The following is a 26180-nucleotide window of genomic DNA, read 5'->3' as shown; positions in this document are numbered from 1 at the left end:
ACTACTTGGTCTGTTCCTGGATCTTAGCCCACTGACGCTCGACGTCATCCAGGCCGCCGACGTTGAAGAACGCCTGCTCTGCGATGTGGTCCAGCTCGCCGTCACAGATGGCGGTGAAGCCTTCAACAGTGTCCTTGATGGACACGGTGGAGCCCTCGACGCCGGTGAACTGTTTGGCGGTGTAGGTGTTCTGGGAGAGGAACTGCTGGATACGACGTGCACGCGACACGACGATCTTGTCCTCTTCAGACAGTTCGTCAACACCGAGGATGGCGATGATGTCCTGGAGTTCCTTGTTCTTCTGCAGGATCTGCTTAACACGGACAGCCGTGTTGTAGTGGTCCTTGCCGATGTACTGGGGATCCAGAATACGGGACGTGGACGTCAGCGGGTCAACGGCCGGGTACAAACCACGGGAGGCGATTTCACGGGAAAGTTCCGTGGTCGCGTCGAGGTGTGCGAAGGTCGTTGCCGGAGCCGGGTCGGTGTAGTCATCAGCCGGCACGTAGATGGCCTGCATCGACGTGATGGAGTGACCCTTGGTGGAGGTGATGCGCTCCTGGAGCAGACCCATCTCGTCAGCAAGGTTCGGCTGGTAACCCACAGCAGACGGCATACGGCCGAGCAGTGTGGAAACTTCCGAACCTGCCTGCGTGAAGCGGAAGATGTTGTCGATGAAGAGCAACACGTCCTGGTTCTGAACATCGCGGAAGTACTCCGCCATGGTCAGGGCAGACAGCGCCACGCGAAGACGCGTTCCCGGCGGCTCATCCATCTGGCCGAACACAAGGGCGGTGTCCTTAAGAACGCCTGCCTCTTCCATTTCAACCCAGAGGTCGTTACCTTCACGGGTACGCTCGCCAACACCGGCGAATACGGAAGTACCACCGAAGTTGCGGGCAACACGGGTGATCATTTCCTGGATCAGAACGGTCTTGCCAACGCCGGCGCCGCCGAACAGGCCGATCTTTCCACCCTTGATGTACGGGGTGAGAAGGTCGATGACCTTAATGCCGGTCTCGAGCATCTCCGTGGAGCCCTCGAGGGAAGCGAAGGACGGAGCCTTGCGGTGGATCGGCCAGTAGGCGTCCGCCTTGATCTCGGACTCGTCAACGTCCAGCGGCTTGCCGAGAACGTTGAAGATGTGGCCCTTGACGCCGTCGCCGACAGGCACGGAGATGGGAGCACCGGAGTCCCGCACGGTGGTGCCGCGGACCAGGCCGTCGGTCGCCTGCAGGGAGATGGCGCGAACGAGGTTGTCACCCAGGTGCTGGGAGGTCTCGAACGTGATGGTCTTCGTCTGGCCGTTGAGAGTAATCTCAGTGGTCAGAGCGTTGTAAATCGAGGGGATTGCGTCAGCCGGGAATTCGACGTCGACAACCGGACCAATAACACGGGCAATGCGGCCGGTGGCACCGGCCGTAGCTACGTGTTCGGTAGCAGTGGCAGTCATCTCTCTCACTTCACTCAGTAGATGGCGTGGATTTAAGTTTATCTGTTTGGTGCAGGTGCGGCTTCGAGCCGAATCCGATGCAGGCTAAGACGCGAGGGCGTCTGCGCCGGCCACGATTTCGGAAAGCTCCTGCGTAATCTCGGCCTGGCGGGCCGTGTTGCGAAGGCGCGTGTACTTCTTGATCAAATCGGTAGCGTTGTCACCGGCCGACTTCATAGCGCGCTGGCGGGCTGCGAGCTCGGAAGCTGCTGCCTGCAGCATGGCTGCGAAGATGCGGGACTCGATGTAACGCGGAAGCAGTGCGTCGAGCACCTGCTCTGTTTCCGGTTCAAACTCGTACAACGGCAACAGCTCGGATTCCGAGGCTGCTTCCTCTTCGACGACCTCCAGCGGGAGCAAACGGATAACCGTGGGCTCCTGCGTCACCATGGACTTGAAGCGGGTGTAAACAACGTGGATTTCGTCCACGCCGCCCTCTTCGAAGTCATTGGAGAAGTCTTCAAGAAGTGCAGCTCCGACTTCCTGCGCGGTTTCGAATTCCGGTGCGTCCGTGCCACCAGTCCATACGCGGGCGTAGGACCGGTTGCGGAAATCGAAGTACGCCTGCGCCTTGCGGCCAACCAGGTACGCCTTGACTTCCTTGCCTTCTGCGTGAAGAAGCTCGGTGAGACCTTCAGCCTGCTTGAGCACGCTCGCGGAGTAAGATCCTGCAAGGCCACGGTCCGATGTAATGATCAGGACTGCGGCGCGGCGGATCTGCTCCGGCTCGGTGGTCAGCGGGTGGTCGATTTCGCTCTGAGTTGCGACAGCAGAAACGGCGCGGGTAATCGCGTTCGCGTAAGGCAGTGAAGCTGCTACGCGGGCGCGGGCCTTACCGATGCGCGAGGTAGCGATCAGTTCCATCGCCTTGAAGATCTTGCGCATCGACGTCGTCGAGCTGATCTTCTGACGGTAGACCCGAATCTGGGCTCCCATACTTATCCTTTCCTAAGTTCCCGATGTGCTGCCCTGCCGGGGCCCTTTCGGACCCCGGCAGAGCAGGTGATCGGAACTAGCGCTTCTGCTTGACGATCTTTTCCTGGTCGACGTCGCCGCCGGAGATCGCTGCGTGCTCCTCGTGGCCAGCGCCAACCAAGTGGTTGTCGCCCTCGCCGAAGAAGCCCTTCTTGAAGGAAACAATGGCTTCCTTCAAGGCTGCAGCGGTGTCGTCATCCAGGACGTTGGTCTGAGCCAGCGTGGTCAGGATGGAGGACTTGTGCGTGAGGTGCTCCAGGAACTCGGACTCGAAGCGGCTGATGTCCTCAACCGGAACGTCATCCAAGTAACCGTTGGTGCCGGCCCAGATGGAAACAACCTGGTTCTCAACAGGGAACGGTGAGTACTGGCCCTGCTTCAGCAGTTCCATCAGGCGTGCACCACGGGTCAGCTGCTGACGGGATGCAGCATCCAGGTCAGAGGCGAACATGGCGAATGCCTGCATGTCGCGGTACTGAGCCAAGTCCAGCTTCAAGGTACCGGAGACCTTCTTCATGGACTTGACCTGTGCAGCGCCACCCACGCGGGAGACGGACACACCAACGTCAACAGCAGGACGCTGGTTGGCGTTGAAGAGGTCCGACTGGAGGAAGATCTGACCATCGGTAATGGAGATCACATTGGTCGGAATGTAAGCGGAAACGTCGTTTGCCTTGGTTTCGACGATCGGAAGACCGGTCATCGAACCCGCACCGAGCTCGTCGGAGAGCTTGGCACAACGCTCCAGCAGGCGGGAGTGCAAGTAGAAAACGTCACCCGGGTATGCTTCGCGTCCCGGCGGACGACGCAGCAGCAGTGATACGGCGCGGTAGGCTTCGGCCTGCTTGGACAGGTCATCGAAGATCACCAGAACGTGCTTGCCGCCGTACATCCAGTGCTGGCCGATGGCCGAACCTGCATACGGTGCCAAGTACTTGAAGCCAGCGGGGTCAGATGCCGGAGACGCCACGATGGTGGTGTACTCCAGTGCGCCGTGGTCCTCGAGGGTCTGACGGACGGCCGCGATGGTGGAAGCCTTCTGGCCAACACCAACGTAGACGCAACGAACCTGCTTGGTGACATCTCCCGAAGCCCAGTTGGCCTTCTGGTTGATGATGGTGTCCACAGCGATGGCAGTCTTGCCGGTCTGGCGGTCACCAATGATCAGCTGACGCTGACCGCGGCCGATCGGGATCATGGCGTCGATAGCCTTGAGACCGGTCTGCATCGGTTCGTGAACCGACTTGCGTTCGGTAACGCCCGGGGCCTGAAGTTCCAGTGCACGGGTGGCTTCAGCCTTGATCTCGCCGAGATCATCGATGGGCTGGCCCAAGGGGTCAACAACGCGTCCCAGGAAGGCGTCGCCAACCGGAACGGACAGGATCTCACCGGTACGGTGAACTTCCTGGCCTTCTTCAATACCGGTGAAGTCACCGAGGATAATGACACCGATCTCGCGGACGTCAAGGTTCTGGGCCAGGCCCAGCGTGCCATCTTCGAAGCGAAGCAGCTCGTTCGCCATGACCGAGGGAAGACCCTCAACACGGGCGATGCCGTCACTTGCGGTGGTCACACGACCAACCTCTACGCGCTCTGCGTTACCGGGTTCGTAGGACGCCGCGAACTCGTTCAACGCATTACGGACGTCGTCGGCGTTGATGGTCAATTCGGCCATCTGCAGTCCCTGCTCTCCTGTTTTCGTGATCATCGTTGCTCACGATGACCGGGTTTTATATCAGTTAAGTTGTGCTTTGTCTTCGCTAGCCAGCGAGCTGGCGGCGGAGCTCAGTCAGACGGGCGATAACCGAAGCGTCAAGCACTTCGTCACCCACCTGGACCCGGATTCCACCGATCAGTGCGGGGTCAACATTGACGTTGACCTTCAGTTCGCGGCCGTACAGGGCATCCAGCCCGGCCTGCAGACGACTGGCCTGCGTTTCCGTCAACGGACGGGTAACGCTGACAGTTGCAATCCAGCGCTGCTGACGCTTGGCTGCAAGCTTGGCGAATGAATCGACGAGCTTGCTCGGCTTGACACCGCGCGGCTGCGTAACTGCCTGGCTGATGAGAACTTTTGCTTCCTCGCTGATGCCAGGAACAAGTTTCTCAGCCAGTGCAATCTTCGCCGCGGGAGATGCCTGCGGCTCAGACAGAGCACGTTGTACTTCGTGGCTGGAGGCGACGGTCTGGTTGAAGGCAAACAGATCGTTTTCCAGCTCTTCCAGCCCCGTGATACCGGAGGCAGAAACGGCCGACTTGTTTTCAGCTACGGCAATGACAACCGTGGCGGCAAGCGTCTCGAGTGCATCGCCGATATCGCGTGCCGATGCCCAGCGCGAGCTGGCCAATCCGCCTGCAATTTCAGCAGCATCAGCGGAGACTTTTCCGCCAACCAGCTGCTTGACCAGCGCCGACTTCTCGTCACCGGAACGGGACGGGTCAGTCAGGGCGCGGCGCAAGCCAGCCGAGCTGTCCACCGTTCCCAGGATTCCGAAGAGGTCCTTAGCCAACTGCAGCGAGGCGAAGGGAAGCTTGGCTTCCAACTGCGCCAGCGCTGTGGTCAGCGATTCGCTCGATATACCTGCCATTACTTAGCTGCACCTGCGCTCTGGGTCTCCAGATCTGCCAGGAAACGGTCCACTACGCGTGCGGAGCGCTGGTCGTCGGTGAGTGCTTCCCCGACGATGCGGCCTGCCAACGTGGTAGCCAAAGTGCCAACCTCGGAACGAAGCGAGACAACAGCTGCCTGGCGCTCCGATTCGATGGCAGCGTGTGCCTGCTCGGTGATGCGTGCAGACTCTGCTGCAGCCTTTGCCTTCAGGTCCGCGAGGATCTGTGCGCCCTCGGCGCGTGCTTCTTCGCGGATGCGGTTGGCTTCGGCACGGGCATCGGTGAGCTGCTGCTTGTACTCTTCAAGAGCTGCAGAAGCTTCCGCCTGGGCCGCTTCGGCCTTTGCAATGCCACCTTCGATTGCTTCGGCGCGCTCTGCGAAGGTCTTCTCGAACATCGGGACAACAAACTTGACCACGATGTACATGAGGACCGCAAAGCCTACGAGGACTACGCCCATTTCCCAGACGTTGGGAACGAGCGGATTAGCCTCCGCAGCGCCTTCAGTGGCGGCTGAGATGATCAGCTGATTCATATTTCACCCGTCCTATCTACTCGTGCTTGGGATTCGCTTGGTTCTAAGGACTAGGAAAGAACGAAAGCGAAGACCAGGCCGAGGATGGCGAGAGCTTCAGTCAGTGCCAGACCAAGGAACGCGATCGGCTGCAGCACACGCTGAGCTTCCGGCTGACGTGCAACACCGTTGATGTACGCGGCGAACACGAGACCCACACCGATACCACCGCCGATGGCCGAGAGACCGTAGCCGATGAGGTTGAGGGAGCCGTTGATGGTGCCTTCCATTTTTTCTTCCTTTCAAGATGCCGCCCGTGCGGCAGGTTGTTTGGGTTGCTTCATCCCCGCGAGGGGAAGTTTTTGGGAGCCTAGTGGCTGTCGGCGTGCAGGGCGCCTTCGATGTAGATCGCGGTCAACAGTGTGAACACGTAAGCCTGCAGGGCCATGATCAGTGCTTCGAGCATGTACATGGCTACAGCACCTACCAGGACCAGTACCGATGCACCCTTGAGCAGGACGTTCTCCTGCATGACGAGGAACTCGATGCCGGAACCGGCGAGCATGACGATCAAGTGACCGGCCAGCATGGTCGCAAACAGACGGAGGCTGTGCGTGACCGGGCGGACCAGGAAGTTGGAGATGATTTCGATCGGTACCACGATGGGCAGGATGTACCACGGGACGCCGGAAGGAACGGTGGCGAGCTTGAAGTACTTCAGGCCGTTCTTCTTGATGCCGATGATGATCCAGGTGAAGTACACGATGCCGGCCATGACGTAGGCGCCGCCTACGTGCGAGAAGCTCGGAAGCTGGATCACCGGGATGGCGCCGTAGATGTTGTTCACCAGAATGAAGAAGAACAAGCTGAACAGCAGCGGCACGTACTTGATGAAGTCCTTGCCGCCGATGATGTCCTTGGCGATGCCGTTACGGACGAAGCCGTAGGCCATCTCGCCTGCGAACTGCAGCTTGCCGGGAACCAGCTGCTGCTTACGTGCAGCGAGGATGAAGAATGTAGCGATAATGACGACCGAAAGGATCACCAGCAACATCTGCTTGGAGAAGCCATCGTGCGCACCCCAAGGCAGGATTGCCGGCAGGTGCATTTCGTCGATTCCGGGTGGGGTGAATGACCCCGAATCCTGGGCGGGGAGCGCAAGCGCGATCAACGCGTTTCCTCTCTGCTGTGTCCATCATTGGGCATTGGGTGGAATCCGGACGCGTTGGACGCATCTGTATTCCTTGTGAAATTATTTGGCATTACTGTCCCCGTCCGTGGACGGACCGCTGTCTGCGTTGCTCTCGCCAGAAGAGGAGCTTTGCCTGGTGAGGCCGTGCATATGGGAAAGATAGAACCCTCCTGCGGCTCCCAGCAGAGCGCCAAGGAGCACAATCCAGCGGGTCCCCCACAGATTATCCAGACCCCAGCCTATCAAACTCCAGACAATGATCCCGCCAATGATGTAGCTGAAGACGGCAATGCCGGCGTTGTATCCACCGTCGTTTCCGGCTTCTGCAGATTCACCGCGGTTGACAGCTTGCTGAGCATCGACGGCCGGACGTGAATAGCGCTTACGCGGAGACATCCGGGCCACCTTTCTGCTCATCAGGATCGTTGTAGATCTGCAGGCGGGCCTTGCTGAAGGCGTAGATTTCGGCGGCTTGCCAGAAGACAACCGTGACCACGGCACCAATAAGGAACCACCGGCCGTGGAGCCATTCCGGGGCGCCGAGGACAAATAGCACAACGGCAAACCCAACCACCTTGATGAAATATGTCGCAACAAAGAGGCCGATTGCGCCGGAGGGATTGTTACGGCCAACAAGGTGACCGATCAGAAGGCTGATTCCAAAAAAGAGCATGACCAGCACGGCACCGAACGCTACTGAGAGCGCGCCCTGCCCGCCATTCATGAAGGCCGCAATCACGCAGGTGATGGCGGTGGCCGCTACGGCTGCAGCTGCGCTGATGACAAGCAACCGGAGCCACAACGAGGACGGTTTACCGACGGATCCAACACCACGTTTACCGGACGGGCGTCCGGCTTCGGCGTTGGATGTCATGGGGATACCAATCCTCGTGGCACAGGTGCCATATTCTCAAAGTGGGGTTACGGGCGAGTGACTGTCCGCAGAAAGAATTCTACATGAGATAGAACTGTGACCATAACCAGCCGTCTCAACTACTCCCCCGGCCGCGCCGAGTTCCGGGTGAAGTAAGGCCACGCCGTCACGGCAGCCATGACAAGCGCTGCCACGATGAGGACTATGAGCACGATTTGCCAGGGGAACACGGCGAAGGCAACGCCGCCAAAGGCGAGAATGCACGTCCAGACGTAAAGCATGACGACGGCGCTGCGGTGCGAATATCCGAGGTCCACCAACTTGTGGTGGAGGTGCCCGCGGTCAGCCGACCAAGGCGACTGGCCCCGGGCTGTCCTGCGCACGACGGCCATCCCCAAATCAAGGAGGGGAAGCGACAACACGGCGAAGGGCAGCAAGATGGGGACGATGGTGGGGATACCGTTGGCGCGGTCGTAAAGGCCGGATCCGATCTGTCCTGTTGCCACCACACCGGCGGAAGCCATGAGCAAACCAATAAGCATGGCCCCGGAGTCGCCCATGAAGATCTTGGCCGGGAACCAGTTGTGCGGCAGGAACCCGATGCAACTGCCCACAAGGATGGCCATCAGGAGTGTTGCGAGATCCGAGTTGTCCGTGGACGGGTTGTTGCGGTGAACCCAGTACGCCGTGAGGAAGAAGGCTCCTCCACCGATGATGGCGACGCCGGCTGCCAACCCGTCCAGTCCATCAATGAAGTTGACGGCATTCATGGTGGTGACAATGAGCCCGGCGGTCAGGACAATCTGGACGACTTCGGACTCAAGGAAGATGGGTTCCGGGATGAAGGGCACAACTGACATCCGCACGCCCCAGATGGCCACGATGAAGGCAGCTGCGGCTTGGCCCAGCAGCTTGATCCACCAGCGGATATCGAGGATGTCGTCCGCGACCCCCACAGCGACGATCACCACAGCACCGGCCAGAATCCCCCATGGCGCATCGTTGTGCCTGAAGATGTCCTTGACGAAGAAGGAATTGCTTGCCACCACCAAAGCGGCGAAAAAGCCCACAAAGATGCCCAGTCCGCCAAGTTTGGAGATCAGGGCCGAATGCATGTCACGGCTGCGGATGGGCTGGTACAACCGAAGCTTGTTTCCCACCACGCGCGCGCCCCACGTCCCGGCGTACGCCACAACGGCCGCCGTGAGGGCCATCAGCATGTACATGATCATGACGCGGCCCCGGAGAGCAGCCTGCACACCAATCGGTTGGACTGGACCATCGAATGCCGCCGGCGGGATCGAATGCCGTCGGGTTGTGGGCAGCTCAAGGTGTGGAAATCTGTCTTTGGATAAATGGAACTACTCCGTCGCCATGCCTGCACCGGCTGTGCCGAATGTTGCGGGATTTCTGTGGACTCTAGTCACGATACTAATGCCATTGGACGTGACCACCCTGTGATGCAGCCGCCAAGCCCCAGCGTGTTTGGCTGGGATTCAAGCCGCGTAACTGCTACCTGACGGGCTCTTGGACGTTACGCAGCGCGTAGATCCCGTCCAGTACCTGAGCGTTGGATCGGGGGGCTTTCAGGCTGTGGCGCAGACCCTTGAGAAGCCCGGTCAAAAGCACTTTGCGATTCGGCGAGGCAGCAATCGTGCGGGTCCAGTTTCGCAGTGAAGCTCCGGTAAACAAGATCTTCTCCCACGGCGCCAAAGCGTTCGAGCGGGTGTAGACCCACAGCTTGTTGCGCACTTCGTAGTAGAAGCGCGGACCCGGATCCGCACCGGCGTCTCCGAACACTTTCGTGTGGTGATTGGCCACCGAGGCGTTGGTGGTCAGTGCGGTCCCCCGACGGGAAATCCTGGCGGTGTACTCCAAATCGTCGTTCCAGATGAAGTAGTCCGCCATGGGCAGGCCGTGTTCTCGGATTTCCTCGGCGCGAATCAGCACCGACACGAATGAAGCACTTCGAATTTGAGTCGCTCCCAGCCGGGCAGCAGCGCTGCGCTGGTTCTCACTGGCTCCCATCCGTGGCCGCATGCGGTTCATAGGATGGTCGCGGCCATCAGTCCACACCACACGGCTGGCGATGAATGCCGGGGCGTCCCCGGTCTCCTTGAGGTAAGACTCGGAGGTATCCAACGCCTCGCGGAGGGCATGTGGCTGCGGTTCCGTGTCATCGTCCATGATCCACACGTGGTCCGCCCCGTGGTCCAGTACGGCCCGTTCCATGCCGACGACGAAACCACCGGCACCGCCCACGTTCGTGTTCAACGAGACCACATCAATGATCATGGGGCTGTGATAGTGCTGGAGGAACTCCGCGGTTCCGTCCGTGGAGGCGTTATCCACGACGACAACGGCGTCAGGTACCCGGGTACCTGACGCAATGCCGTCCAGGGTGGTCTGGAGGAGTTCACGCCGGTTATATGTCACTACGACAGCGACCACGACAGGGTGGGACGTCATTTACTTGCCTTTGGTCTTGGATAGTTGGAACCGGCGCCTGATCAGCAGGCTTGCCAGCTTCCACGGTTCAACGAAAACTCTGTAGGCCACACGGCCCGGGTGGAGGACCAGCCGCCAGGCCCACTCGAGTCCTAAGCGCCCGAGCCAGCGCGGCGCCAGTTTTTGGATGCCCGCAGCCTGCTCAATGGCTCCACCGACCGCGCAATAGACGGCGGGAGGCATATCTGCAAGCCTGCGGTGAAGCACAGTTTCCTGGAGGGGCATACCCAGTCCCAGCAGGACCACTTGCGGACGGAAATCCGTCAGCCAGTCCACCACCGCGTCTTCCAGAGTGCTGTCCCACCCCTCACCGGGCATCCCGTCCACTGTTGCACCGGGGATAATGGAGCGCAACCTGGCCACAGCCTTCGTATTAGCAGCCCGTCCGGCACCGACTACGGCGATACGCTCCAGACCGTTGACCTTTCCCAGCTCCGGGATCCAATCCATGGAACCGAGCCGGTAGGCCATGGTTCCTTCACCCAATGGTTGGAGTTGACGCTTGTGCGCGAGCCCCCACAACATGGCCACCGGAGCGCCGTCCAAGAGGACCATCGAGCTGTTTCCGTACAAAGAACGGACATCCGGACGGGAGTGGAGCAGCGTGATGCTGTGAAGATTGTGTCCAAGAACGGTGGCGGTTGTTCCGGCCGCGATGAGCCCGCCCATGGCAGCAATAACCTCATGGACGCGCATCGGAGTGGCGTCAACGTCAAGGATGGGGACGCGTTGGCGCTCCGGAATCATTCGGACTTGGCTTCTCTGGAGGCCTCCGGTTTTACCGTGCCTTGGGTCGGGTCCTCGACGACGGCGGCTTCGGTCACTTCGGCTGGCGCGTCGTCGGCTGTTGGAGCCTCATCGCGGACCACAGCGTCAACGGCAGACGGAGATGCACCCTCTGCAACAGCATCTCCCGTGGCTTCTTCGACGGCAGATTCTTCAGCTGGGGGTTCTTCAGCTGCCACGTCGTCCGCAGCCGGCGCCTCTGCAGGAAGGGCTTCTCCAACACCGAGGATCGAAGGAACGATCTCGCGGAGCCGCTCCAGCTCAATCGCTCCTTGGCGCACCACCCGGAACGGAGTGGATGTGGCGTCAACAATCGTCGAGGGCAAGGCAGCGGTCCCCTTAACCGGGCGGAAGCCGCCTTCAAGGTAGACCTCAACGGACTCCGCCAATTGAAGCCGGGCTTCGGATGCCGTCTGGGCCGCTTCCTGGCCTGTCCGGTTGGCGGAAGAAACAGCCAAGGGGCCGGTGAGGCCGAGGAGCTCCAAGGCAATTTGGTCATCGGGCATTCGGAGGGCCACGGTGCCCTTGGTTTCGCCGAGGTCCCAGTCCAAGGATGGCTGTGCGTGCAGGATCAGTGTCAGGCCGCCTGGCCAAAAGGCCTGAGCCAGTGCCCGGGCATCGGCAGGTACGTCGGTGGCGAGCCCGTCCAGGGCGTTCACCCGCGGAATCAGGACCGGAGGAGGCATTTGCCGGCTGCGCCCTTTGGAAGCCAACAACATGGTCACGGCCAGGGGCGAGAAGGCATCTGCGGCAATACCGTAGACGGTGTCCGTTGGCATCACGACGCACTTCTTCTCGCTGATGGCGCGTTGGGCATGCTGAAGCCCTTCAGTCCGCTGGTCGTCGGAAGTGCAGTTATAGGTTGTGGTCACAGCGCTATTCTTTCACTCATCAGGAGACAGACTGGCCAGAATCGCGCTGGTTGCACGTTCCTTGCCGTTCAGGTCGTAGTGCGTGGTGACGTCGTTCCAACGTCCGGTTCGTTGAAGCATCCCGGCGATCCAGGCAGATTGGACTTCCGCGTGCTCCATCACGAAGTAGCCACCGGGTTTTAGGAGGCGGGCCGCGGAAGCCGCTGCCGCCGTCGGAAGTACCATGCCGTCCGCTCCCCCGCCGTACAGTGCCTCCGGTGGATCGTGGAGAGCAACTTCGGGCTCTGTGGGGATCGCTTCGGCCGGAATATACGGCGGATTGGATACCACCACGTCGAAAGTTCCGTTGTGCTCGGGAAGGGCATCCCGAAGGTCGCCTTCAACAAGTACCACTCCGAGTGGTTCAAGGTTCCTGGCAGCCCAGGCATGCGCCAGCAAGCTGAATTCCACCGCATGAACCTCAGCACCCGGAACCTCGTAGGCAATGGAGCCGGCTATCGCGCCGGATCCCGTGCCGAGATCCACTACCTTCGGGTTGGGTAATTCCGAGACGTGATCGATGACCAGCTGCACCACCGATTCCGTTTCGGGACGCGGTATGAAAACGCCGGGTCCCACGCGCAACTCCAGGTGCCGGAAATATGCAACTCCCGTGATGTGTTGCAGGGGTACGCGTCCGGCCCGTTCCTCCACCAGCTCCCGGTAGCCGTCGGGAGCCGGGGCATCGCCGAGCATCATGGCGCGCAGGCGTCCGAGACCGACGCCGAGCAGGTGATCGGCAAGCAACTCGGCGTCCACACGCGGGCTGGGCACACCGGCGTCGGATAATACGGCAGTAGCCTCACGAACAGCGTCCGCGAGGCTCTGGCCCTGGTAAAACGTCATGTATGTACTCTGCTGTGTTCGTCCGGCGCCGCTGTACTGCAGCTCGTTATTCGCCGATTGCGTCCAGCCGCGCCTGCTCGTCCGCTTCAATGGCAGACTGGATCACCGGCTCCAAGTCGCCATTCATCACGGCATCAAGGTTGTAAGCCTTGTAACCGGTGCGGTGGTCCGCGATGCGGTTTTCCGGGAAGTTGTACGTGCGGATTCGCTCCGAACGGTCCATGGTGCGGATCTGTGATTTGCGCTGTTCCGAGTTGGCGGCGTCGATCTGTTCCTGCTGGTGGGCAAGGAGACGGGCGCGGAGAACGCGCATGCCCGCTTCACGGTTCTGCAACTGGGACTTTTCATTCTGCATGGCCACCACAATGCCCGTGGGCAAGTGGGTGATTCGGACCGCCGAGTCCGTGGTGTTAACGGACTGTCCACCCGGACCTGATGAACGATAAACGTCGATCTTGAGATCGTTCTGGTTGATCTCAAGTTCTTCCGGCTCATCAACTTCGGGAAGCACCAGAACACCAGCCGCGGACGTGTGGATGCGCCCCTGCGACTCAGTGACGGGAACCCGCTGCACGCGGTGTACGCCGCCTTCAAACTTCAAACGGGCAAACACGCCCTGTGCGGGGTCATTGGAGTTGCCCTTGATGGCCACGGCAACATCCTTGTACCCACCCAGGTCAGATTCGGTGGCGGAGATCATTTCGGTCTTCCAACCACGGGATTCGGCGTACCGCATGTACATCCGCAAAAGGTCGCCGGCGAACAACGCGGCTTCGTCGCCACCTTCGCCACCCTTCACTTCAAGGATGACGTTGCGGGCATCGTCAGGATCACGCGGAATCAGCAAACGACGCAACCGCTCCTGTGCTGCGGGAATCTGCTCTTCCAACTGCACAACTTCAGCAGCAAACTCCGGATCCTCGTCCGCCATTTCCTTGGCAGCTTCAAGATCGTCATTGAGCCCGCGCCACTTGTTGTACGCCTCCACAATGCCCTGAAGCTGCGCAGACCGCCGCCCCAGCTTCCTGGCGGCAGACTGATCGGCATAAACGGCAGGATCACTCAACTGCGCCTGAATAGCAGCATGCTCATCAAGCAATCCCTGTACGGACTCAAACATTTTCAAACCTCTTTCGACTTCTACAAGTCTAATAACTGCTGCGTGGGGTCACGCACAGCCCATCTCGGCAGGCCCACATGGGCCGAATCGACCTCACGTGGTGTCGGGTCAAGGATTCCGTTTAAACAAAGACCGCTCAAAATATGCCGGCCAGGGAGTGGCTTCGGGCCTGCCGGAGCCGGGCAGCTTCCGATCGTAGATCGGAAGCTGCCCGGCGTAGGGGCGGGGCCGGCATATTTCGAGCGGTTAGAGCACAGCTATTTGTCGTTGTCCGACTTCGCTCCGAGCGTCGTCTTCTGAACCTGCATGAGGAACTCGACGTTGCTCTGCGTCTCCCGGATCTTGTTGGTCAGCAGCTCAAGGCTCTGCTGCTGCTCCAGGCCGGAAAGGACGCGGCGCAGCTTCCACATGATCTTGACTTCTTCAGGCGATAGCAGGTTCTCTTCGCGGCGCGTGCCGGACGCGTTGACGTCCACGGCCGGGAAGATGCGCTTGTCTGCCAGCTGGCGGGACAAGCGCAGCTCCATGTTGCCGGTGCCCTTGAACTCTTCGAAGATGACTTCGTCCATCTTGGAGCCGGTCTCCACCAGAGCGGTAGCCAGGATGGTGAGCGAGCCACCGTTTTCGATGTTGCGGGCTGCACCAAAGAAGCGCTTGGGCGGGTAGAGGGCTGCAGAGTCAACACCACCGGACAGGATGCGGCCGGAGGCCGGTGCTGCCAGGTTGTAGGCACGGCCCAGGCGGGTCATGGAGTCCAGGAGGACCACCACGTCCATGCCCATTTCCACCAGGCGCTTTGCGCGTTCGATGGAGAGTTCCGCCACCGTGGTGTGGTCGTCGGCGGGACGGTCGAAGGTGGAGGCAATGACCTCACCCTTGACGGTGCGCTGCATGTCCGTGACTTCTTCAGGACGTTCGTCAACCAGCACCATCATGAGGTGGACCTCAGGGTTGTTGGTGGTGATTGCGTTCGCAATGGACTGCAGGATGAGCGTCTTACCGGCCTTGGGCGGGGAAACGATCAGGCCACGCTGACCCTTGCCGATCGGGGCCACGAGGTCGATGACACGGGGACCGATCTTCTTGGGGTCGGTCTCGAGGCGCAGGCGCTCGGACGGGTACAGCGGTACCAGCTTGGCGAACTCGACACGGTCCTTGAGCTCTTCCGGCGTCTTGCCATTGACGGAAGTGACGCGGACGAGCGCGTTGAACTTCTGGCGGGCGGACTGCTGGCTGCGGTCTTCACCGTCACGCGGTGCGCGGATGGCACCGACGACGGCGTCGCCCTTGCGAAGGTTGTACTTCTTGACCTGTGCCAAGGATACGTAGACGTCGTTGGCGCCGGGCAGGTAGCCGGACGTGCGGATGAACGCGTAGTTCTCCAGAACGTCCAGGATGCCTGCTACGGGGAGCAGGACGTCGTCTTCAGTGACCTCGACGTCGTCAACGTCCGGTCCCTGCGCACGGCCACGGCGGCGCTCGTTGCGGTCGCGGAAGCGATCGCTGCGGGTGTTTCCGTCACGGCTGTCCTGGCCGCCCCGACGATCGCTCCGGTCGTTCCGGTCAGACTGGTCATTGCGGTCACGACGATTGCGGCGGTTGCGGCGGTTGCCGGTGTCGTCGCCGTCGTTGTTGTCATCACGGCGACCGCGGGTGTTGTCGCGACGTTCGCGCTGGTCGCCCGAATCGGACTGCTCGCGCTGCTCACGCTGTTCGCTGCGGTCGGCACGCTGCTCACGCTGTTCCGTACGATCAGCACGCTGCTCACGCTGCTCTGTGCGATCCGTGCGCTGCTCCGTGGCCGGTGCTTCTGCTGCTTCGGCAGGCGCTGCGGCAGCTTCGCCACGGCGACGGTTACGGGTGCGAGGCTGACGACGCTCCGTAGCGGCCTCAGTGGTCTCGGCGACGGCCGGTGCTTCAGCAACCGGCGCGGCTGCGGGCTCGGCGGGCGCAGCAGCGGTCTCAGCGGCTGCCACCACTCCGTCGCTGGTGGCACGGCGGCTGCGGCCACGACCGCGGCTCCGAGGTGCTTCCTGGGCGGGGGCCTCAGCGGCTGCATCGGCCGGTGCGCTGCTCTCCTTGGAGGCCTTGGGCGCTGCGGCCGGGGCTTCCTTGGCCGCAGTTGCCTTGGCCGTGGCCTTGGCAGGCGCCTTGGTGGTGGACGTTCCTGCACGATGTGCAGAAATGGCCGTCACCAAGTCCCCCTTACGCATACGGGATCCCCCGGAAATGCCCAGCTGGCTCGCAAGAGCCTGAAGCTGGGCGAGCTTAAGGCCTGCAAGCCCGCTGCTCTTGGTGGTTGCTGCAGTTGACGAATCAGCAGCAGAAGATGTTGTGTCCACAGCTGAAGCCAGCTCAGTGGTTTCTGTCACGAAGGATCCTTCCCCCTCGACGGCGTCCAGAGCGAGAGCTGGACGCGATGATTTGTTCTGGGCTGCAGTTCAGATCTGCAGCCGGTGATTTGGGCCGTGCCTGATGGATTGTGGCCAACAGGGCCGGATACTGATCGTCATCACTGAATCCAGTTACCCGGACAGCCGGCGTAGCGTTCAGGGAACAGAGAGATTTCTGCGGCACCTGAGACATGCCGGAAAGAGACGACACCACCAACGTTGGCACAGTTGACGAAAGGTACGGCAAAACACCGAGATCCAAAATCAGGGAACTGCCCGCGGCTTTACCGGCGGTGCACTTCCACTCTAGCACCTTGAACGTCCACAGCCAGCGTCATCACACGCCAACCGACGTCGGGTGTGTTGACCGCCGTGAACGCCTCAATGAATTCAGCAACCGCGGCGGCTTGGTCGGCACCATGTGCCAGCACCATCACCGTAGGACCGGCGCCGGAGACAACGGCCGCATGGCCCGCACTCCGGAGAGCAGCGAGGAGGTCGGCGCTGGGGCGCATGGCCTGCGCGCGGTAGCTCTGGTGGAGGTAGTCTTCCGTGCCGGGAAGCAGGAAAGCCGGATCCGCAGTGAGCGCATGGATCAACAGTGCTGCACGTCCGGAATTCATTGCCGCCGCGTGGTGGCCAACCGATGCCGGGAGCAGTCCGCGCGCAGTTTCCGTAGCAAGCTCATAGTCCGGGACGGCCACAACGGGAATGACCGACGATATGACGTCAGCGCGCGTGCTGCTGTACTGCTCGCTGTCCTGCCACGACAGCGCCAGTCCGCCGAAAATCGCGGGTGCGACGTTGTCCGGGTGTCCTTCCATCTCGCTGGTCAGCTGCAGGATCCAGTCACGGTCCTGCCGGGATTCTGCGGGAACCAGTGCATTGGCGGCAGTTACAGCGGCCACCACAGCCGAGGCAGAAGACCCCAGTCCCCGACCATGCGGGTTGACGTTATCCGCAATGATTTTCAGGCCGGAACGCTGGTAGCCAAGGCGATCAAGCGCAAGATCAATGGCGCGCACCACCAGGTGACTGGCATCACGGGGAAGAGAGTCGGCGCCCTCACCGGAGAGCTCGAACTCGAGCTCTCCGGTGTTGTGCGTTTCCACCGTCAAGGTGTCGTAAATAGACAGGGCCAAGCCAAGGCTGTCGTAACCGGGGCCCAGGTTGGCACTCGTGCCGGGGACCTTAACGGTCAGCCGCTGGCCTGCCGCGACAAGAGCACGATTGGTCGCGGTGGGCTGCGTTGATTCCACTCTTAGTTTTCTTCCAGTCCCAGTTCTGCGGCAACGGTGACGACGTCGTTCGGCACTTTGACGGGCTGGACATCGCTGCCATCTTCGGTGCGGAGGGCCCACTGCGGGTCCTTGAGTCCATGGCCGGTAACAGTAATGACGATGGTTTTGCCGGACGGAACTTCGCCTGCGGCGTGCTTCTTGATCAAGCCCGCGACGCCGGCAGCGGAGCCGGGTTCGACGAAAACGCCTTCCTTGGCGGACAACCAGCGGTGGGCGGCCAGAATCTCATCATCGGTGACAGCCTCGATCAGTCCGCCCGATTCGTCACGGGCCGCAACTGCAGTCTCCCACGATGCCGGGTTACCGATGCGGATGGCTGTGGCGATCGTGTCCGGTTCAGTGATGGGGTGCCCCGCAACGAACGGCGCGGCTCCTGCGGCCTGGAATCCCCACATGACCGGAGTCTTGGTGGATACAGCCGGAAGTGTTCCGTTGGCGGTCTCGAAGGGCGCGGAGTATTCCTTGTAGCCCTTCCAATAGGCAGTGATGTTGCCGGCGTTTCCCACGGGCAGGACGTGGATGTCGGGGGCATCGCCCAGGCTGTCCACCACTTCAAAGGCGCCGGTCTTCTGGCCCTGGATTCGCGCCGGGTTCACGGAATTCACCAAGAACACGGGGTAGGCTTCGCCGAGTTTCCGGGCGATGTCCAAACAGTTGTCGAAGTTGCCGTCAACCTGGAGCAACGTGGCGCCGTGGGCGATGGCTTGGCTCAGCTTGCCCATGGAGATCTTGCCCTCTGGTACCAGCACCGCGCACTTGAGGCCGGCGGCGGTGGCGTAGGCCGCAGCTGAAGCGGACGTGTTGCCAGTGGAGGCGCAAACCACAGCTTTGGCGCCGGCTTCCACAGCAGCGGTCATGGCCATGGTCATGCCGCGGTCTTTGAACGAACCCGTGGGGTTCATGCCTTCGACCTTCAGGTAAACCTCGGAGCCGGTGAGTTCGGACAGCTTCTGCGCGTGGACGAGCGGCGTGCCTCCCTCGCCGAGGGTGATGACCTTGGTGGCTTCCGTTACAGGCAAACGATCAGCGTATTCGCGGATTACTCCGCGCCATTGGTGAGCCACTTAGACCCCTTCTACCCGCAGTACGGATGTTACGGAATTGATGACGTCCAGGCCTTTGACGGCCTCGACGGTTGCCGCAAGTGCAGCTTCGGACGCACGGTGCGTCACGATTTTCAGTTCGGCTGACTCAACGTTGGAGGAGGAGTCCCGGTGGATCGTCTGGCGCATGGTTTCGATCGAAACACCGTTGTCGGCAAAAATGTGCGCAATCCTGGCCAGCACGCCGGCTTGGTCAGCGACATCAAGGCCGATGTAGTAGCTCGTGGTGGATGCATCGATGGCTAGTGCCGGGACGTGGCCCGTGGTGGTCTCCGTGCGCCCCGGACCGCCAAGGACCAAGCGCCGCGCAGCGGACACGAGATCGCCCAGCACGGCAGATGCGGTGGGAGTTCCGCCCGCGCCCTGGCCATAGAACATCAGTTCACCGGCGTTCTCCGCCTCGATGAAGACGGCGTTGAAAGCACCACGGACAGCGGCCAGCGGGTGTTCACGCGGCAGGAGGGTGGGGTGGACCCGCACGGAGATGCCGCTGCCGTTATCCGATGAGTCGATCTTCTCGGCAATTGCGAGCAGCTTGATCACAAAGCCGGCTTCCTTGGCGGAGGCGATGTCGGCAGCGCTGACCTTGGTGATGCCTTCGCAATAGACATCGTCCAGCGAGAAGCGGGTGTGGAATGACAATGACGCAAGGATCGCTGCTTTGGCTGCAGCGTCATGGCCTTCCACGTCGGCAGTGGGGTCCGCTTCCGCGTATCCCAGACGCTGGGCCTCGGCCAGTGCATCGGAGAACTGCGCACCAGTGGTGTCCATCTGGTCCAGGATGAAGTTTGTGGTTCCGTTGACAATGCCCAGCACGCGGGTGATGCGATCTCCGGACAGGCTGTCGCGGATGGGGCGCAGGATGGGGATGGCTCCGGCAACGGCGGCTTCGTAGGAAAGCTGGACTCCGGCCTTGTCAGCCTCTTCGTACAGAGTGGGGCCATCCTGCGCGAGCAGGGCCTTGTTGCCGGTGACGACGCACGCGCCGTTTTGAATGGCCGTCAGGATCAGTGAACGGGCGGGCTCGATGCCGCCCATGAGCTCGATGACCAGGTCTGCTTCCTTGACCAAAGTATCGGCATCAGTGGTGAACAGTTCGCGCGGCAGTTCAACGTCGCGCGGAGATTCGATATTGCGCACGGCGATGCCGGAAAGTTCCAGGCGTGCACCGCTGCGGGCAGCGAGGGCCTCGGCGTCGTCAATCAGAATCCGCGCAACCTGGGCCCCAACGTTGCCACAGCCCAGCAGGGCCACCTTCAAGGTTCGCACTTCAGACATTCGCCACTCCCATGTCGCGGTTCAAGAGATCTTCTTCGGTTTCCCCGCGGACAATCAGCCGGGCGGCTCCGTCGCGTACAGCGACAACGCCAGGCCGGGCCAGGTAGTTGTAGTTGCTGGAGAGGGCCCAGCAGTAGGCGCCGGTACCCGGTACTGCGAGCAAATCACCGGCTGCCACATCCGCGGGCAGATATACATCTCTAACAACTATGTCGCCGCTCTCGCAATGTTTGCCCACTACTCGGGACAGCTGCGGAGCCGCATCCGAGTCCCGGGAGGCCAAAATTGCCGAATAATCCGCGTCGTAAAGCACCGGGCGGGCGTTGTCGCTCATTCCGCCGTCCACCGACACATAGCGCCGTGGATACGTAACGTTCTCTTGCCCTTCATCACCTGCAGGGGCGTCAACGCGGACGGTTTTGAGAGTGCCGACTTCGTACAGCGTGAAGGTAGTGCTCCCCACGATCGCGCGTCCGGGTTCAATGGAGATGCGCGGCGGCGTGATGTTCAGCTCGGCACACGTGGACCGTACGACGGCGGCCATCGCCTCCGCGATCTCGGCCGGCGGCCGCGGCGTATCCACCGGTGTGTAGGCGATTCCGTAGCCTCCGCCCAGGTCCAGCTCGGGCATGACGATGGAGTACTTGGCCTGCATGGCAGCAAGGAAGCCCAGCAGTTTCTCCGCTGCTACTGCAAAGCCGTCGGGCTCGAAGATCTGCGAGCCGATGTGGCAATGCAATCCCAGGAGCTCGACACTGGCGTAGGAGGTCGCAGCAGCCACTGCTTCTTCGGCGGCGGACAGGCCCGCTTCCTCGGTGGAGTCTTCTGCCATGGAAAGGCCGAACTTCTGGTCCTCGTGTGCGGTGGCAATGAACTCGTGAGTATGCGCGTGAACACCGGGGGTCAGGCGAAGCATGACCTTGGCAACCTCGCCCCGGCTGGACGCTATCTTGGCGACCCGCTCCAGTTCATCGAGGCTGTCCACCACGATCCTGCCAAGCGACATGTCCAGGGCGCGGTTGATCTCGGCGTCAGACTTGTTATTGCCGTGCAAGCCGAGGTTGGAGCCGTCGATCCCGGCGCGGGCGGCGACAGCGAGTTCGCCTCCGGAACACGTGTCCAGGCGGAGGCCCTCTTCTGCCACCCAACTGGCCACTGCGGTGCACAGGAAGGACTTCCCTGCGTAATAGACGTCCACTCCCCCGCAGATGTCGGCGAAGGCGGCGTCGAAGGCGTGCTTGAAGGCCCGGGCCCGGGAGCGGAAGTCCGATTCGCTCATGACAAACAGCGGAGTTCCGAACTGTTCCTTGAGCTCACTGACGGAGAGACCATCAACGGTGACCTCACCGGAAGCGTTCTTCTCAACGCCGGCGGCCCACAGGGGCTCCTGTAGTTCGTTGAGGTCCCCGGGAACGGCCAACCATTCAGGAGCAAGCGGAGATGCGTGATCAGCGGCTTGGTTCATTGCCCTACATCCGTTCCGGCGCCGAAACGCCCAGCAGTTCGAGTCCGTTGAAAAGCACCTGGCTGGTGGCGTCATTGAGCCACAGGCGGGTCCGGTTGACGTCCAAGACGGGGTCATCACCCTGCGGCGACACCCGGCAGGCGTCGTACCAGCGGTGGTAGGCGCCGGCAATGACCTCAAGGTGGCGGGCCACACGGTGCGGCTCGCGCAGTTCTGCGGCTTTGGCCACGATGGAAGGATAACTGCCCAGGTAGGAAAGCAACTCGTTTTCCGTGGCGTGGTCCAGGAGCGAAGCGTCGAAAGCATCTACTCCATCAACCTGGCGCTCCACCCCGGCCTCGGCAGCATTGCGTGCCGTGCCACGAGACCGGGCGTGGGCATACTGCACGTAGAACACCGGGTTCTCGTTGCTGTGCTTCTTCAGCAGTTCCGGGTCCAGCGTCAGGGGCGAGTCGGCCGGGAAACGGGCCAGGGAATACCTGACGGCGTCCTTGCCAAGCCAAGAGATGAGGTCCTTGAGCTCAATGATGTTGCCGGCACGCTTGGACAACTTGGCACCATTGACGGACACAAGCTGGCCGATCAGGACCTCGATGTTGACCTCGGGGTCATCCCCCGCACAGGCCGCAATGGCCTTAAGGCGGTTGATGTACCCGTGGTGGTCTGCACCGAGCAGATAGATCTTTTCAGTAAACCCGCGGTCCTTCTTGGAAAGGTAGTACGCGGCGTCCGCAGCGAAATAGGTGGGTTCACCATTGGCGCGGATCATGACGCGGTCTTTGTCGTCACCGAAGTCTGTGGTGCGCAACCAAACAGCACCGCCGTCGTCGAACACGTGGCCCTGCTCCCGAAGGCGGGCTACTGCGGATTCGATGGCACCGGCGTCGTGCAGTTCTTTCTCCGAGAAGAAGACGTCGAACTCCACGCCGAACTCAGCCAGGGTGGTCTTGATGTCCGCCATCTGGGCCTCGTACGCAGCGGCACGGATAACGGGCAAAGCTGCCTCGTCCGTCAGCTCGCGGATGCCGGGGTGGGCCTTGAGGACTTCGTCGCCAAGTTCACGGATGTATTCGCCCGGGTAGCCACCCTCCGGAACACCGCGGCCGTGAAGCCGGGAGAGGACAGAGTTGGCAAAGACGTTCATCTGCGAGCCGGCGTCGTTGATGTAGTACTCGGCGGTGACGTCCGCACCGGAGGCGCGCAGGACTCTGGCAATCGCATCGCCCAGGGCCGCCCAGCGGGTGTGACCGATGTGGAGCGGACCCGTGGGATTCGCTGAAACGAACTCCATATTAACTACGCGGCCCGCGAGCGCCTGGTTGGTGCCGTAGCTGGTTCCGGCCTCAACAATGGCCTTGGCGAGGACACCGGCCGTGGCGGCATCCACGGTGATGTTGAGGAAGCCGGGACCGGCGATTTCGACGCCGGTGACACCGGGAATGCCCTGCAGATGGTTGCTGAGGATTCCCGCGAATTCGCGCGGATTCATGCCGGCCTGCTTGGAGAGCTGCAGGGCGATGTTGGTGGCCCAGTCTCCGTGGTCCCGGTTCTTGGGTCGCTCCACTCGCACGGAATCGGGCACGGCAGATTCCGTCAAGGTAATTTCGCCGGTAGAGACGGCGTCCTTAAGGCAGGCGGATATGGCAGCAGAGAGTTCTTCGGGAGTCACGCATCTAGCCTACCGGGGGCCCGCAAAGTCGCGGAATTGAGGGTCTCTTATGTGGACAATGTGGACACAGCCACCGCACAGGAACGGCTATCCGGTCCCACAGACTGAACCATTACGCTGAATTCAACGTTGTGAACACGTAGGAGGTGGCCTTGTTGGTCACCCCGGTACACGCAGTAACCCTGACAAAGTGACCATTGACGAATTCTTGTCCAGTTGAAACGAGCAGAATCATGACTACGCCACTCCGCAAGAGCCTCTACGTTGGTTTCGCCGGCCTCTCCATCATCGGAACAGCCGCGGCATGCGCCCCCACAACAGACGCCCCCACAACCCAGACCCCGGCCACCCAGAATGGTGGCCAGGCCGCAACAGGCAATCCGACATCTGCGGCCACGTCGTCATCATCGGCTGTCGCTTCCACCGGCGAGTCCACCTATAAGGACGGAACCTACAGCTCTGACGGCACCTATACCTCGCCCAATGGCCAGGAAACGGTGGGTGTTGAACTGACGCTGGCGGCCGATAAGGTTTCTGCGGTCAACATCACGGTCCACCCTTCCAACCCCAATACCAAGAAGTTCCAGGGCGAGTTCGCCAGCGGAATCGCAGCGCAGATCGTGGGCAAGGACATCGACGAACTCAACGTCTCCAAGGTGGCCGGCTCTTCATTGACCTCCGGGGGCTTCAATGAAGCCGTGGAACAGATCAAGTCCCAAGCCAAGTAGCAGCCATGCCACACCCTGGCTGGAGGACCTTCAGTTTCGAAGGGATCGGTACGCAGTGGGAGATTTCGACCCCGGTGGAGGTTACTCCTGCAGTCCGGGGCGAAGTGCTTAACACCGTTGCAGAGTACGACCAGACGTGGTCGCGGTTCAGGCCAGATTCCCTGGTCTCTGGAGTGTCCCGCGGGCCAGGCCGGATAACGCTGCCGGAGCATGCCACCGCCCTCCAGGAGGTGTACTCCGCACTGTATCGCCTCAGCGATGGCGCCATGACCCCGCTCATCGGCAGCAGCCTGGAGCGGTTGGGGTATGACTCCGCCTACACTCTTACTCCTGCCGGAAATCCCCTGGCCCCACCCCGGTGGGAAGACGTCCTTGACTGGAGCGGCACGGAGCTGGCCGCACAAGAGCCGGTGGTCTTGGACGTGGGGGCCGCCGGCAAGGGCCAACTTGTTGACCTGCTGGGCGAAGTCCTGCAGGAGAGCGGCCACGCCGATTTCCTGGTGGATGGAAGCGGCGACATGCTGCACGCCGGCGATCATCCGGTCACCGTTGCTCTGGAGCATCCCTATAACCCGCGGCAGGCCGTAGGCACTGTGGAGTTGGACAACGCGGCCCTCTGTGCTTCGGCTTCCAACCGCCGTACATGGGGCGATGGTCTCCATCATGTCCTGGATGGGACCACTGGCACACCAATTATCACCACAGTGGCTACTTGGACCATTGCGGCGAGCGCCCTGGTAGCGGACGCACTGGCCACGGCATTGTTCATGCTTGAGCCTCCTCGGCTGGAGGAGGAATTTGAATTCTCCTGGCTTAAGGTGTCCTCCAGCGGTGCTGCCACGTTTTCGACCCGTTTTGAGGGGAGACTGTTCACATGATTGCCGCTAAGTCCCGAGTGGACACCTGGTTGGGCCGCTTCACCATGTACCGCTTGATTCTCTGGGTGTTGGGCGTGCTGGCGGCCTACAGCATGATCCTGAACATCCTGGGGTGGTTGACCTTTGGCCTGCCCGAGATGCTGGTTCATTTGGTGCTGTGCCTGGCCGTGACCTACGCGTCCGGCCGGCTTCTTGCCTTGGTCTTCGGAGTCAAACCCCATACGGAGTCCTCGCTGATCACCGGGCTGCTGCTGTACTTTCTGTTCTGGCCTGCCTTTGGAGTGACGGACATGGCGGGCGTCGCTTTGGCGTGTGTGCTGGCCAGTGTCTCCAAGTACGCTCTGGCCTTCCGCGGGCGCCATATCTTCAACCCGGCCGCGGTGGGCGCGTTCATCACTGGGCTGACCGGACTGAACATCGCCACATGGTGGGCCGCAACGCCAGCCATGCTCTGGGTACTGGTTCCGGGAGTGGTGATGGTCCTGTACCGGACCCGGAAAATGCTGATGGCCACCGTTTTTCTGGTGGCAGCCACCAGCATCATCACTATGGAGCTGCTGGGCCGCAACATGACGTTGGGCCAGGCCCTGTGGCAGTCCCTGGCGCAACGGCCGCTGCTGTTTTTCGTGGGTTTCATGCTTTCGGAGCCACTCACTCTGCCGCCCCGTCGCTGGCAGCAGTTGGCGCTCGCCGCCGTCGTGGGTGTTGTCTTCGCGGTGCCCTATAACTTCGGTTTCATTGCCAACTCCCCGGAACTGGCACTATTGCTGGGCAATCTCATGGCCTTCTTCCTGGGACAGCGCGGTGGCGTCCATCTGACGTTCAAGGGATCGCGTCCCCTCACCTCTGCCAGTACAGAGTTCAGGTTCGAACCGCAGAGGCCGGTGCGCTTTGAAGCCGGGCAGTTCATGGAGCTGAACCTTCCCCATGCTGGCTCCGATGGCAGGGGGCGTCGTCGGGTCTTCAGCATTACCAGCCCGCCCGGAGCGGAGGACATCACGTTCGGCGTGGGGACGTCCGAGCCGCTTTCCACAGCCAAGAAAGCGCTTTTTGCGCTTCGACCCGGGGACAGCATTTCGGCAACCGCGGTGGGTGGGGACTTTGTTCTTCCGAACGACGCCGGGAAACCGGTCCTGCTCATTGCTGCGGGAATAGGCATCACACCTTTCCTCTCGCAGCTGGCGGCCAAGGACGCCGCCCGCGACACCGTGGTGCTGTACCTGGCGAAGGGTCGCGATGAGTTGGCCTGTGTGGAGGAACTGGAAGCGTCCGGCGCCAAGGTAATAGCCCGTCTCGCGGACGGGTCCGCTCCCCCGGAGTTCATGCTCGACGCCGGCGCCTCCAGAATCGAGGCCGCGCGCCTGAAGGAGCTGGTTCCGGACATTGGGGATCGGGAAGTGTTCGTCTCCGGTTCCCCGGCAACCGTCGACTCCCTGCGGGCGGCGGCACGCGGTGCAGGAGCCCGCCGGGTCCACGTGGACTCGTTCGCGGGCTACTGATGGGCGCAGCCCGGGCCGGGCTCGCCGCAGTGGCCGTC

Annotated in this window: 24 protein-coding genes; 3 read left to right on the top strand and 21 right to left on the bottom strand. The window is 61.5% G+C overall.

What is annotated here, in order from left to right; all coding sequences use genetic code 11:
- Position 1 precedes the first annotated feature (1 nt).
- The 21 genes from atpD to argS all read right to left on the bottom strand — a co-directional run bounded on the left by atpD (position 2) and on the right by argS (position 23037).
- Positions 2-1453, bottom strand: coding sequence for a F0F1 ATP synthase subunit beta (gene atpD, locus AR689_RS02655; RefSeq protein ID WP_024817280.1), 1452 nt, complete (start codon positions 1451-1453; stop codon positions 2-4).
- A gap of 84 nt (positions 1454-1537) precedes the next feature.
- A complete protein-coding gene (locus AR689_RS02650) occupies positions 1538-2428 on the bottom strand; it encodes a F0F1 ATP synthase subunit gamma (RefSeq protein WP_062066398.1) in 891 nt (296 codons plus the stop codon).
- Positions 2429-2504: 76 nt separating this feature from the next.
- Positions 2505-4142, bottom strand: coding sequence for a F0F1 ATP synthase subunit alpha (gene atpA / locus AR689_RS02645; RefSeq protein WP_011775259.1), 1638 nt, complete (start codon positions 4140-4142; stop codon positions 2505-2507).
- Between the two features lie 85 nt (positions 4143-4227).
- Positions 4228-5055: a F0F1 ATP synthase subunit delta gene (locus AR689_RS02640; protein WP_062066395.1), complete on the bottom strand. Its 828-nt coding sequence runs from the start codon at positions 5053-5055 to the stop codon at positions 4228-4230.
- Positions 5055-5612 carry a F0F1 ATP synthase subunit B gene (locus AR689_RS02635; RefSeq protein ID WP_062066393.1) on the bottom strand — a complete coding sequence of 186 codons (558 nt, stop codon included), beginning with the start codon at positions 5610-5612 and terminating at the stop codon, positions 5055-5057. Before AR689_RS02635 ends, AR689_RS02640 begins: the two co-directional genes overlap by 1 nt.
- A 50-nt stretch (positions 5613-5662) precedes the next feature.
- Entirely contained in the window at positions 5663-5881 is a 219-nt protein-coding gene (atpE, locus tag AR689_RS02630; protein WP_011775261.1) for an ATP synthase F0 subunit C, read from the bottom strand.
- 80 nt (positions 5882-5961) lie between these two features.
- Complete coding sequence (atpB, locus tag AR689_RS02625; protein ID WP_011775262.1) at positions 5962-6762, bottom strand: F0F1 ATP synthase subunit A; 801 nt, start codon at positions 6760-6762, stop codon at positions 5962-5964.
- An 81-nt stretch (positions 6763-6843) separates the two neighbouring features.
- Entirely contained in the window at positions 6844-7179 is a 336-nt protein-coding gene (locus AR689_RS02620) for a hypothetical protein (protein ID WP_062066390.1), read from the bottom strand.
- Positions 7166-7657, bottom strand: coding sequence for a Cg1360 family ATP-synthase-associated protein (locus AR689_RS02615; RefSeq protein WP_062066387.1), 492 nt, complete (start codon positions 7655-7657; stop codon positions 7166-7168). The genes AR689_RS02620 and AR689_RS02615 overlap by 14 nt, the downstream gene beginning before the upstream one ends.
- A gap of 119 nt (positions 7658-7776) precedes the next feature.
- Positions 7777-8889: an MraY family glycosyltransferase gene (locus tag AR689_RS02610; RefSeq protein ID WP_062066384.1), complete on the bottom strand. Its 1113-nt coding sequence runs from the start codon at positions 8887-8889 to the stop codon at positions 7777-7779.
- Between the two features lie 280 nt (positions 8890-9169).
- The gene (locus AR689_RS02605) at positions 9170-10126 is read right to left on the bottom strand and encodes a glycosyltransferase (RefSeq protein WP_062066381.1); all 957 of its coding nucleotides are present in this window, start codon (positions 10124-10126) and stop codon (positions 9170-9172) included.
- Positions 10127-10912, bottom strand: a complete 786-nt coding sequence (locus AR689_RS02600; RefSeq protein WP_062066378.1) for a WecB/TagA/CpsF family glycosyltransferase — start codon at positions 10910-10912, stop codon at positions 10127-10129.
- Positions 10909-11823, bottom strand: coding sequence for an L-threonylcarbamoyladenylate synthase (locus tag AR689_RS02595; protein ID WP_062066375.1), 915 nt, complete (start codon positions 11821-11823; stop codon positions 10909-10911). Before AR689_RS02595 ends, AR689_RS02600 begins: the two co-directional genes overlap by 4 nt.
- A 12-nt stretch (positions 11824-11835) precedes the next feature.
- Positions 11836-12708: a peptide chain release factor N(5)-glutamine methyltransferase gene (gene prmC, locus AR689_RS02590; protein WP_062066372.1), complete on the bottom strand. Its 873-nt coding sequence runs from the start codon at positions 12706-12708 to the stop codon at positions 11836-11838.
- 46 nt (positions 12709-12754) lie between these two features.
- Complete coding sequence (prfA, locus tag AR689_RS02585) at positions 12755-13828, bottom strand: peptide chain release factor 1 (RefSeq protein ID WP_014922181.1); 1074 nt, start codon at positions 13826-13828, stop codon at positions 12755-12757.
- A 257-nt stretch (positions 13829-14085) separates the two neighbouring features.
- Positions 14086-16200, bottom strand: a complete 2115-nt coding sequence (gene rho, locus AR689_RS02580) for a transcription termination factor Rho (RefSeq protein WP_062066369.1) — start codon at positions 16198-16200, stop codon at positions 14086-14088.
- A gap of 305 nt (positions 16201-16505) precedes the next feature.
- Positions 16506-17480: a homoserine kinase gene (gene thrB, locus AR689_RS02575; protein WP_062066366.1), complete on the bottom strand. Its 975-nt coding sequence runs from the start codon at positions 17478-17480 to the stop codon at positions 16506-16508.
- 2 nt (positions 17481-17482) lie between these two features.
- Positions 17483-18586, bottom strand: coding sequence for a threonine synthase (gene thrC / locus AR689_RS02570; protein WP_062066363.1), 1104 nt, complete (start codon positions 18584-18586; stop codon positions 17483-17485).
- Positions 18587-19903 (bottom strand): homoserine dehydrogenase, encoded by a 1317-nt coding sequence (locus tag AR689_RS02565; protein ID WP_062066360.1) that lies wholly within the window; start codon positions 19901-19903, stop codon positions 18587-18589. It abuts the gene before it with no gap.
- The gene (gene lysA / locus AR689_RS02560) at positions 19896-21368 is read right to left on the bottom strand and encodes a diaminopimelate decarboxylase (RefSeq protein WP_062066357.1); all 1473 of its coding nucleotides are present in this window, start codon (positions 21366-21368) and stop codon (positions 19896-19898) included. The genes AR689_RS02565 and lysA overlap by 8 nt, the downstream gene beginning before the upstream one ends.
- Positions 21369-21372: 4 nt before the next feature.
- A complete protein-coding gene (gene argS, locus AR689_RS02555) occupies positions 21373-23037 on the bottom strand; it encodes an arginine--tRNA ligase (protein WP_062066354.1) in 1665 nt (554 codons plus the stop codon).
- A gap of 233 nt (positions 23038-23270) precedes the next feature.
- On the opposite strand from argS, the gene AR689_RS02550 reads away from it, so the two are divergent.
- The 3 genes from AR689_RS02550 to AR689_RS02540 are packed head-to-tail and all read left to right on the top strand — an operon-like array spanning position 23271 to position 26142.
- Positions 23271-23765: an FMN-binding protein gene (locus AR689_RS02550; RefSeq protein WP_062066352.1), complete on the top strand. Its 495-nt coding sequence runs from the start codon at positions 23271-23273 to the stop codon at positions 23763-23765.
- A 5-nt stretch (positions 23766-23770) separates the two neighbouring features.
- Positions 23771-24643 (top strand): FAD:protein FMN transferase, encoded by an 873-nt coding sequence (locus AR689_RS02545; RefSeq protein WP_062066350.1) that lies wholly within the window; start codon positions 23771-23773, stop codon positions 24641-24643.
- On the top strand, positions 24640-26142 hold the full coding sequence (locus AR689_RS02540; protein WP_062066348.1) for an FAD-dependent oxidoreductase: 1503 nt from the start codon (positions 24640-24642) through the stop codon (positions 26140-26142). The genes AR689_RS02545 and AR689_RS02540 overlap by 4 nt, the downstream gene beginning before the upstream one ends.
- The last annotated feature ends 38 nt before the right edge of the window (positions 26143-26180 follow it).

This window comes from Arthrobacter sp. EpRS71 (assembly GCF_001512285.1).
GTDB lineage: Bacteria > Actinomycetota > Actinomycetes > Actinomycetales > Micrococcaceae > Arthrobacter.
This window is presented reverse-complemented; position numbering and strand designations above follow the sequence as displayed.

Excerpts from the sequence above, each read along its gene's own strand:
- AR689_RS02605 (WP_062066381.1), bottom strand. The coding sequence starts at position 10,126 with ATGACGTCCCACCCTGTCGTGGTCGCTGTCGTAGTGACATATAACCGG.
- AR689_RS02635 (WP_062066393.1), bottom strand. The coding sequence starts at position 5,612 with ATGAATCAGCTGATCATCTCAGCCGCCACTGAAGGCGCTGCGGAGGCT.
- AR689_RS02650 (WP_062066398.1), bottom strand. The coding sequence starts at position 2,428 with ATGGGAGCCCAGATTCGGGTCTACCGTCAGAAGATCAGCTCGACGACG.
- lysA (WP_062066357.1), bottom strand. The coding sequence starts at position 21,368 with ATGAACCAAGCCGCTGATCACGCATCTCCGCTTGCTCCTGAATGGTTG.
- atpE (WP_011775261.1), bottom strand. The coding sequence starts at position 5,881 with ATGGAAGGCACCATCAACGGCTCCCTCAACCTCATCGGCTACGGTCTC.
- AR689_RS02615 (WP_062066387.1), bottom strand. The coding sequence starts at position 7,657 with ATGACATCCAACGCCGAAGCCGGACGCCCGTCCGGTAAACGTGGTGTT.
- prmC (WP_062066372.1), bottom strand. The coding sequence starts at position 12,708 with ATGACGTTTTACCAGGGCCAGAGCCTCGCGGACGCTGTTCGTGAGGCT.
- AR689_RS02565 (WP_062066360.1), bottom strand. The coding sequence starts at position 19,903 with ATGTCTGAAGTGCGAACCTTGAAGGTGGCCCTGCTGGGCTGTGGCAAC.
- AR689_RS02620 (WP_062066390.1), bottom strand. The coding sequence starts at position 7,179 with ATGTCTCCGCGTAAGCGCTATTCACGTCCGGCCGTCGATGCTCAGCAA.
- AR689_RS02545 (WP_062066350.1), top strand. The coding sequence starts at position 23,771 with ATGCCACACCCTGGCTGGAGGACCTTCAGTTTCGAAGGGATCGGTACG.
- AR689_RS02640 (WP_062066395.1), bottom strand. The coding sequence starts at position 5,055 with ATGGCAGGTATATCGAGCGAATCGCTGACCACAGCGCTGGCGCAGTTG.
- atpD (WP_024817280.1), bottom strand. The coding sequence starts at position 1,453 with ATGACTGCCACTGCTACCGAACACGTAGCTACGGCCGGTGCCACCGGC.
- prfA (WP_014922181.1), bottom strand. The coding sequence starts at position 13,828 with ATGTTTGAGTCCGTACAGGGATTGCTTGATGAGCATGCTGCTATTCAG.
- atpA (WP_011775259.1), bottom strand. The coding sequence starts at position 4,142 with ATGGCCGAATTGACCATCAACGCCGACGACGTCCGTAATGCGTTGAAC.
- AR689_RS02550 (WP_062066352.1), top strand. The coding sequence starts at position 23,271 with ATGACTACGCCACTCCGCAAGAGCCTCTACGTTGGTTTCGCCGGCCTC.
- AR689_RS02600 (WP_062066378.1), bottom strand. The coding sequence starts at position 10,912 with ATGATTCCGGAGCGCCAACGCGTCCCCATCCTTGACGTTGACGCCACT.
- AR689_RS02610 (WP_062066384.1), bottom strand. The coding sequence starts at position 8,889 with ATGATCATGTACATGCTGATGGCCCTCACGGCGGCCGTTGTGGCGTAC.
- AR689_RS02540 (WP_062066348.1), top strand. The coding sequence starts at position 24,640 with ATGATTGCCGCTAAGTCCCGAGTGGACACCTGGTTGGGCCGCTTCACC.